Below are 8,104 nucleotides of genomic sequence, written 5' to 3'. Positions count from 1 at the left end.
TTTGTCCCGGCGGGCCGGGCGCCGGGGCTCCTCCCCGGGAGCGGACCGCCGTCGCGACCGGGGGGGGGGGGGGCGCGGGCGAACAGCCCCGCACCGCCGCCGCCGTCGTCTCAGCCCTCGTCCCGCCGGCAGTACAGGAACACCTGCGGCTCGGGCCCGCCGTCCGGGTGCGCCGGAGTGAACAGCACGTTCTCCTCCGCCAGCACCGACAGCCCCGCATCCGAGGCGAGTTGAGCGAAGTCCTCCGCCGCGAAGCTCGTCACCCGCACCGGTTGGCCCATGAACGTCACGTCGGCGCCCTCCACGTCGACGGGCACCGTCGCCAGCACGGCGAGGCCGCCCGGACGCAGCGCCGCCGTCAACTTGCCCACCACTGAAGCCTGTTCGGCCCGCGTCATCTGCAGCAGCGAGAAGTACGCGCACACCGCGTCGAACGACCCCACGGCGAGCGGCAGTTCACGGATGTCCGCGAGCCGGAACTCGGCCTCCGGCACCTGCCGCGCGGCCAACTCGACCATCACCGGCGAGACATCGACACCGAGCACCCGGTGTCCGGCGTCCACCAGGACGCGCGCGGTCGGACTTCCCGTCCCGCTGCCCACGTCCAGCACCCGGCTCCCCGGCTTCAGCCGTTCCACCAGCCAGCCCAGCGAGGCAAGATGGGACGCGGAGGTGGCGAACGCCTCCTCGTAGGCGAGACCCAGCGCGTCGAACACGACGGCTGCGGGCGCCCGCTGTTCTTCCTCGGCCAAGACGGCTCCTCCCGTATCCCGTTCGGCTGCCCGGCATCGTCGCACCCCGGCCGGTGCGCCACAACGACCCCGCTTGCGGCTCCTCGTGCCCGCAGGGCACGCTTCCAGGCGTGCCCACCTTGCTGATCGTCCACCACACCCCCTCGCCGAACTGCCAGGAACTGTTCGAGGCCGTGCTCTCCGGAGCGCGGACGCCCGAGATCGAGGACGTCCGTGTCGTACGGCGCGCCGCCCTCGCCGCCACCGCCTCCGACGTGCTGGAGGCGGACGGCTACCTCCTCGGCACCCCCGCGAACCTCGGCTACATGTCCGGCGCCCTCAAGCACTTCTTCGACCAGGTCTACTACCCCTGCCTGGACGCCACCCGGGGCCGCCCCTTCGGCGCCTGGGTCCACGGCGGCAGCGACGTGACCGGCGCCCTGCGCGGCCTGGACGCCCTCACCGCCGGCCTGGGCTGGCGCCGCGTCGCCGAGACCGTGACCGTCACCGGCGCCCCCGCCAAGACCGACACGGAGGCCTGCCGGGAACTGGGCGCCACCGTGGCCGCCGCCCTGTCCGCCGACGTCTGAGGGGACGCCCCGCCACCGCCCCGGTTAACCCGTTCGAGTGGTCGGCGGAGCCGGATACGGCGTGCCTCCCGCACTGGTTGGACGGCCCCCGGACCGACCTGCCGGAGCACCCCGCGAGCCCGGCGCCGCGCGGGTCCGGAGGGTCTCCCCGGACCGCCCCCGCAGCCCCCGCCGCCGTCTCACCTGCGACCCGGACGGAAGTGCGGGCACGCAGACGCTGGCCGACGATGGGACCGAGGCCGCCTCTTGGCGGAGGCGGTCCCACCCGTCGTACACAGTCGAACCGAGGGAGCGTCGGATGCGAGCGGACGGCCACGCACCCGGACGGCCCGTCAAGGGCGGACAGCACGACGACGGACACGCGGACACCAGACACGCGGATGCCGGCCGCGCGAACACCAGACACGCGGACACCGGACCCGCCGACACCGGCCGCGAGACGGCGGAACTCCTGCGGAAGGCCGCGCACGACGTGCTCGACGCCGCCGAGGGCATACGCGCGGTGGCCGCGCGCACCACGGCCGCGCTCTCCGCGCCGGCCTCCTCCGGACCCCGCCGCCGCCGTACCCGCCTCTCCCCGGCCGCCCGCGCCGCACTGCTGCGGGCCCTGACGGACCGCTGGGGCCTCGGCGCCCCGCCGGGACGCGACACCCGGGGCCTCGCCCGGATGCTGGGCGCGGGCGCCTCGGCCCTCGGCGGGGAGAACCTGGCCGCCCGGGTGGCCGTCACCGCCCTGCGGCTGCGCACCGCCGCCCTGCTCACCGGCCACCCCGAACTCGCCCGCGAACCCGGCGTCCGCAGACTCCGCCGCGCCCTCACCGCCCCCCGCGACCGGGACGCCGTACGCGCCCTGCGCGGCCTGTTCCGCGACCGGGACGCCCAGCGCCCCCTGACCGGCCTCGCCGCCCTGATGACCGAACTGCTCCCCGTACGCGCCCTGTTGGACGCCGAACCGGAGGACCGCGCCGGCGATCCCACGGCCGGACCGGCGAGCGGCCCCGGCGACGCGGCGGCCGAGGGCACCGCCCTCACCGACCTGGAACGGCAGACCGTCGCCACCGAGGGCTCCTTCCTCGGCTTCCTGCGCAACATCGAGACGCTCTCCACCGCCGGACGCGTCCTCGTCCAGAACGTGCGCGGCCCCGACGGCGTCGTCCGCTACGTCGTCCAGGCCCCCGGCACCGCCCCCGGCCGCCCCCGCGACGACGCGCCGCCCGACGCCCTCGGCGCCTGGCGGGAGCAGTTCACGCCCGGCTCGCCCTACACCCGCGCCCTGCTGCCGGCCATCGAGGACCACGGCATCCCGCGCGGCGCGGAGCTGGCGCTGATCGGCCACGGCGAGGGCGGCACCGCGCTGCTCAACCTCGCCCAGGACCCCGAGTTCTGCGCCACCTACCGGGTCACCCACGTCGTCGCCGTCGGCTCCCCGCCGCACCGCGGCAAACCCGCCGACCCGCGCACCTGGGTCGCCCGCGTCACCGACGAACACGACATCGTGCCCGCCCCCGAGGGCCGGGGCGCCGCCGCCGAGGCCCACCCCAATCGCTACGAGGCCGAATTCACCGGTACGGCCAGGGAGTTCCCCCGCTCCCACACCCTGCGCGCGTACCTGGAGCACCTGCGCACCACCGCCCCCGCCGTACGCGACGACATCGACCGCGCCCTCGCGCCGTACCGGGGACCCGTCGTACGCACCCAGGCCTACCGCCTGAAGAACCGCGCCCACCCGCCGGACGGCCACCCCTTCCTCACCCTGCCCACCACGTCCCTGGCGACCACCCGGGGCCCGGTCTTGCTGCCGGTGCGCTACCACGACTCCTCCTCGGCCCACCTGTGCTTCCCGGCCGACGCCGACGCCGTACGCGCGCTGCTGCCCCACGTCGCCTGGATGCGGCCGAGCACGCCCGCGCGGCGCGCGCTCGCGGTGCTCTCCCTGTACGAACACCGCAGCTCCACCATCGGCCCGTACACCGAGATCGTCCTGTCGGTCCTGGTCGACGACCTGTGGCGGCCCCGCCCGCTCGACCTCGCCACCGACCTGCTGCGCCGCGCCGACCTGCGCCGCACCGGCCGGTACGTCCTCTCGCTCGCCGTCACCAGCGAGGAGGCCCAGGTCGTCGCGCGGGAGATCTGGGGCCTGCCCGCACTGCGCGCCCCCGCCGAAGCGGACTTGACGGGTCGTCAACTCCGGTTCGCGGCACCGGACATCGGCGTCACCGTCGAAGGGCGGCTCGGTCCGGGCATCCGCTGCCCCGAGGCCGACTGGGTGCTCTACGGCAGGCGCGGCGAGAGCACCGTACGCACCCTGGTCCGCACCAGCGGCCGCCCCCGGCTGCACCTCGGCACGGGCGTGCGGCTGCGCCTGGACACCTCCGCCGCCGAACCCATGTCCGGGCAGCTGCGCAAGCTCGGCGCCGACGACGCGCGGCCGCTGTTCGTGCTGTCCTGCCCGCAGTCCATGGTCCACCGAGGCGCGGGAGCGGTGCTGCCGCGCTGAGACCGCCCCGCACGACCGAGACCGCGACCGACCCCACGCGACCGGGAGCAGCCATGGTGACCGAGTCCCCCCGTACGGCGTCCACCCGCAGGACGTCCCCCCGTACCACAGCGCGCGCGGCCGAACTCCTCGACCGGGCCGCCGGGTTGCGCGCCGACGCCGAGCTGATGGACGGCTACGCCCGCCGCCTCGTCGCCACCGTCAGAACCCTGGCCGCCTGCCCCGCCACGCCCGCCCACACCCGTCCCGCCCTGACCCGGCAGGCCGCCGCCTGCCGCCGGGCCGCCCGTCAACTGCGCGCCGCAGCCGCCGTGTTGCTCACCGCGCACCCGGGCCTGGACGCCGTACCGAGTGACCGGACGGGACGGCCGAACGCTCGCGCCGGGCGGTCCGGCGGCCCAGCGGGCCGGTCCTCGACCGTCGCCTCCCGGCCGTACGACGGCATCGCCTGAGCGGCGCCGCGTTCGCGCATACGGGTGGTAGCGGGAGCGGTCACCGGCCGGACGAGTGTGGCGCGGCGGGCCGGGCGCCACGGGTCCGCATAATCACGGCACATGCAGCTCGTGAAATCAGGTGACATGAACCGGCGTCCCCCCGTGGCCGTCACCGGACTCGGACTGGTCACGCCGGCCGGGATCGGCAGGGAGGCGGCCTGGGCGGGTCTGTGCGCCGGGCTCTCCACGGCGGCCGCCGACCCGGTCCTGGACGGGCTGCCGGTGGCGTTCTCCTGCCGGGTGCCCGAACTCGACACGGCGGGCCTGCTCGGCCACCGCCTCAGCCGCCGCCTCGACCGCTTCACCACCTTCGCGCTGCTCGCCGCACGCGAGGCCGTCGCCGACGCCCGCACCGGCCCCGACGGCTGGGAGTCCACCCGGGTCGGCGTCGTCATGGGGGTCGGCACCGGCTCCATGCAGGGCTGGCAGGCCGAGTTCGACCGGCTCGCGGACCAGGTGCCCGAGCGGGTCTCGCCGCTCGCGCTGCCGCGCAGCGTGCCCAACATGGCCGCCGCCGAGATCGCCCTCGACCTCGGCGTCACCGGACCCAACATGGTCGTCAGCACCGCCTGCGCCTCCGGCACCAGCGCCATCGGACTCGCCCGCGACTGGCTGCTGTCCGGCGCCTGCGACCTCGTCCTCGCCGGCGGCAGCGAATCGGCCCGGCTCCCCATGACCGCCGCCTGCTTCGCCCAGATGCGCGCGCTGTCCCGCCGCAGCGACGCCCCGCACGAGGCGTCCCGCCCCTTCGACCGCGACCGCGACGGCTTCGTCCTCGGCGAGGGCGCCGCCGTCCTCGTCCTGGAGCGCGCCGAGGACGCCCGCGCCCGGGGCAGCCGTCCCGCCGCCTACGTCTCCGGCTTCGGCGCCTCCTGCGACGCCCACCACTTCACCGCCCCCCACCCCGGCGGCGACGGCGCCGCCCGCGCCATCCAGGGCGCCCTCGCGGACGCCGGGCTCGCCCCCGAGGACGTCGACCACGTCAACGCGCACGGCACCTCCACCCCGCAGGGCGACCTCGCCGAACACAACGCGCTCCACCGGGTCTTCCGCCGCCCGCCCCCCGTCACCGCCGTCAAGGGCACCATCGGCCACGCCATCGGCGGCGCCGGCGCCATCGAGGCCGCCTGCACGGTCCTCACCCTGCGCCACCAGCTCATCCCGCCGACCGCCAACCTCCACACCCTGGACCCGGCGATCGACCTGGACGTCGTCTCCAAGGCGCCCCGCGCGCAGGAGGTGCGGGCGGCCATCAGCAGCTCGTTCGGCTTCGGCGGCCAGAACGCGGTGCTGGCGTTCACGGCGGCCGACTGAGCGGGGCGGCTGCGCCGGGCGGGGGACATCGGGCAAAGGGTGACGGGATACGGGAACCAGGACGTGACAATCGCGGTCTTACGCACCGTCAACGGCCGGGAACGGCCCGGTCTCGCAGAAAACGGGTGAATCAGGCTCATGTCCCTCCGCAACCGCATGACACCGCTGACCGTCGTCGCCCTCGGCGCGGGCCTGGCCCTGGCCGCCGTGACCCCGGCGCTCGCGGGCACCGCCCACACCGCCCCGGCACCGGCCGCCGCCCGCCCCGCCGCCGTCACGACCGTCCAGGGCGACCCCCGCAACGTCACCCAGCGCGTGGCCGACTTCTACGGGGCCTACATCGACGCCGTCTGGGACGGCGAGGACCCGGCCGCCGGCGCCGACACCAAGGCCCTCCGCGACTTCTACCTCTCGGCCCCGGCCCGCAAGAAGGTCGCCGCCTGGGAGCGCGAGAACCACGCCGACGGCATCCTCTTCGCCCAGAACGTCCCCGTGAAGTGGAAGGCCGCCTACGCCGGTTCGGGCATGGGCCACGCCACCACCCGCGTCACCCTGACCTGGAGCGACGGCAAGCACCCCCAGGTCACCCGGATCGACGTCCAGTCCGACCTGACGACACGCAAGATCACGGATTTGAAGCAGGTGCGCTGACGCCGCGTCCGGGCGGCCGCCATCCGTCCGGGCCACCACGGGCACAATGGGGGCACCGACCCATGATCCCGGCCCAGAACAGGTAGTACCGACGTGCCCGACGCCGTCCCGCTCGAACTGATCCGCCTCTCGGACGAGGAACAGCACGTCTCCCTGCGCATCCTCGGCGGAGTGCGCTTCTCCGGCACCGACCGGTACGACGCCCTGCACGGCGAGATCGTGATCGGCACCGGATTCGTCAGCGGCCGCGTCGAACTGCACCTCAACGCCTACGACCTCGACAGCTGGGCCGAGGTTCTGGACACCGCCGAGGCGGGGCGGCAGGCCGTCTGGCTGGAGAGCGGCAGCTCCCCACGGGTCATGATCGACCCCGCCGAGCGCACCGAGAGCGGGTGCACGGAGGTCGGCGTCTGCGACATCACCGGCTCACAGGTCCTGGTCACCGTCCCCCTCGCGACCGAGCCCGACTGGGCGGCCCACCGCCGGCTGCTCGCGGAGGTCAGGAACCGGTTCCCGCTGGAGCGCTGAGGGCCTGCCGGCCACGGCGCCGCGGCCGCCGGGTTCTGCCCGGACGCACCCCGTCCCGGCCCTGTCGGGTTCCGCCCGGACTCACCCCGCCCGGGCCCCGCTCCCCAGCCCATGGTGATGCCGGTGGTGGCCGGCCGGGGCCCGGTGTACGGCGACGAGGGCCGCGTCGTCGCCGAGGTGGCCGCCCGCGTGGGCGAGGAGGTCGCGGCGCAGGTGGTGCAGCAGGGTCTCCGGGGTGTCGTCGCTCCAGCGGGCGGCGCGTTCGGCCAGGGGGTAGAAGCGGCCCTGGGCGTCGCGGGCCTCGATCACACCGTCCGTGTAGAGGAGAAGGGTGTCGCCGGGGGCGAGGGCGAACGCGTCCACCGTGTGGTCGACGTCGCCGTGGACGCCGAGCGGCGGGGAGGGGTGGAGGCCCGGGACCGTGACGACGTGTCCGGGGCGCAGCAGCAGCGGGGGAGGGTGGCCGCAGCTGGTCATCAGGGTGCGCGCGCCATCCTCCGGGATCTCCACCAGCAGCGCCGTGGCGAAGCGTTCGCCCGCCTCCTCCGCGGCGTCCAGTTCGGCGGCGTACCGCGTGATGCTCCGGTCGAGCGCGCCGGCCAGCTCCCCGAGCGACATGTGCCGGTGCGTACTCTCGCGGAACGCGCCCAGCAGCAGCGCGGCCTCCCCGATCGCCGGGAGCCCCTTGCCGCGTACGTCCCCGATCAGGACCCGCACCGCCCCCTCTCCCCGCGCCACCGCGTACAGATCGCCGCCGATCTGCGCCTCGTCCTCGGCCGCGAGATACCGCGAGGCGATCCGCAGCGGACCGATCCGCTCGGGCAACGGCCACATCAGCACCTGCTGCGCGGCCTCGGCGACACTGCGGACCTGCGCCAGCTGGGCGCTGCGCCGTTCGCGTACGACGCTGTAGACGACCAGGATCACGCACAGCACGGCCAGGGTGACGAGCTGCACGATGTGGTTCGTGGTGCCGATACCGCCGTGCTGGAAGCCGATGAGCGTCTGCGCGGCGAGCGCGAGCAGCCCTACGAACGCCGTGGTCCTGGGTCCGGCCAGGGACGGCGTCAGCGCCGGAGCGATCACCAGCGCCGGCCCCAGATGCACGTCCGCCGGAGACCACAGATCCGCCACCGTGATCGCCACGACCAACGCCACCGGCAGCAGCGGCAGCGCATGCGCCGACCGCACTGTCCGCCGCGGCCCCACGGACCACCACCCCGACCTCATTCCCCCAGGGTGCGCCAGGACCGGGACTCCGGCATGTCGTCCGGCGCGGGGTGGGAGGGCCCCTCACCT

General features: G+C 75.3%; 8 protein-coding genes. 6 read left to right on the top strand and 2 right to left on the bottom strand.

Going from position 1 to position 8,104, the window contains the following annotated elements; all coding sequences use genetic code 11:
• Positions 1-110: 110 nt before the first annotated feature.
• Positions 111-752, bottom strand: coding sequence for a class I SAM-dependent methyltransferase (locus AB0898_RS26555; protein WP_366805511.1), 642 nt, complete (start codon positions 750-752; stop codon positions 111-113).
• Positions 753-862: 110 nt separating this feature from the next.
• Here AB0898_RS26555 and AB0898_RS26550 point away from each other — a divergent pair, with 110 nt between their 5' ends.
• From AB0898_RS26550 to AB0898_RS26525, 6 genes are all read left to right on the top strand, one after another.
• Positions 863-1,321 (top strand): NAD(P)H-dependent oxidoreductase, encoded by a 459-nt coding sequence (locus AB0898_RS26550; protein ID WP_366805510.1) that lies wholly within the window; start codon positions 863-865, stop codon positions 1,319-1,321.
• A gap of 298 nt (positions 1,322-1,619) precedes the next feature.
• Complete coding sequence (locus AB0898_RS26545) at positions 1,620-3,818, top strand: acetoacetate decarboxylase family protein (protein ID WP_366805509.1); 2,199 nt, start codon at positions 1,620-1,622, stop codon at positions 3,816-3,818.
• Positions 3,819-3,871: 53 nt separating this feature from the next.
• On the top strand, positions 3,872-4,270 hold the full coding sequence (locus tag AB0898_RS26540; RefSeq protein WP_366805508.1) for a hypothetical protein: 399 nt from the start codon (positions 3,872-3,874) through the stop codon (positions 4,268-4,270).
• Between the two features lie 126 nt (positions 4,271-4,396).
• Positions 4,397-5,626: a beta-ketoacyl-[acyl-carrier-protein] synthase family protein gene (locus AB0898_RS26535; protein WP_366805507.1), complete on the top strand. Its 1,230-nt coding sequence runs from the start codon at positions 4,397-4,399 to the stop codon at positions 5,624-5,626.
• Positions 5,627-5,764: 138 nt separating this feature from the next.
• Positions 5,765-6,277, top strand: a complete 513-nt coding sequence (locus AB0898_RS26530; protein ID WP_366805506.1) for a hypothetical protein — start codon at positions 5,765-5,767, stop codon at positions 6,275-6,277.
• A 93-nt stretch (positions 6,278-6,370) separates the two neighbouring features.
• Complete coding sequence (locus tag AB0898_RS26525) at positions 6,371-6,805, top strand: DUF5959 family protein (protein WP_366805505.1); 435 nt, start codon at positions 6,371-6,373, stop codon at positions 6,803-6,805.
• A gap of 81 nt (positions 6,806-6,886) precedes the next feature.
• Here AB0898_RS26525 and AB0898_RS26520 read toward each other — a convergent pair whose 3' ends face one another.
• Complete coding sequence (locus tag AB0898_RS26520; protein WP_366805504.1) at positions 6,887-8,035, bottom strand: PP2C family protein-serine/threonine phosphatase; 1,149 nt, start codon at positions 8,033-8,035, stop codon at positions 6,887-6,889.
• Positions 8,036-8,104 lie beyond the last annotated feature (69 nt).

This window comes from Streptomyces sp. NPDC005435, assembly GCF_040703155.1.
Lineage (GTDB): Bacteria > Actinomycetota > Actinomycetes > Streptomycetales > Streptomycetaceae > Streptomyces.
The sequence above is the reverse complement of the archived record's forward strand: the minus strand, read 5'-3'. Positions and strand labels throughout refer to the sequence as shown.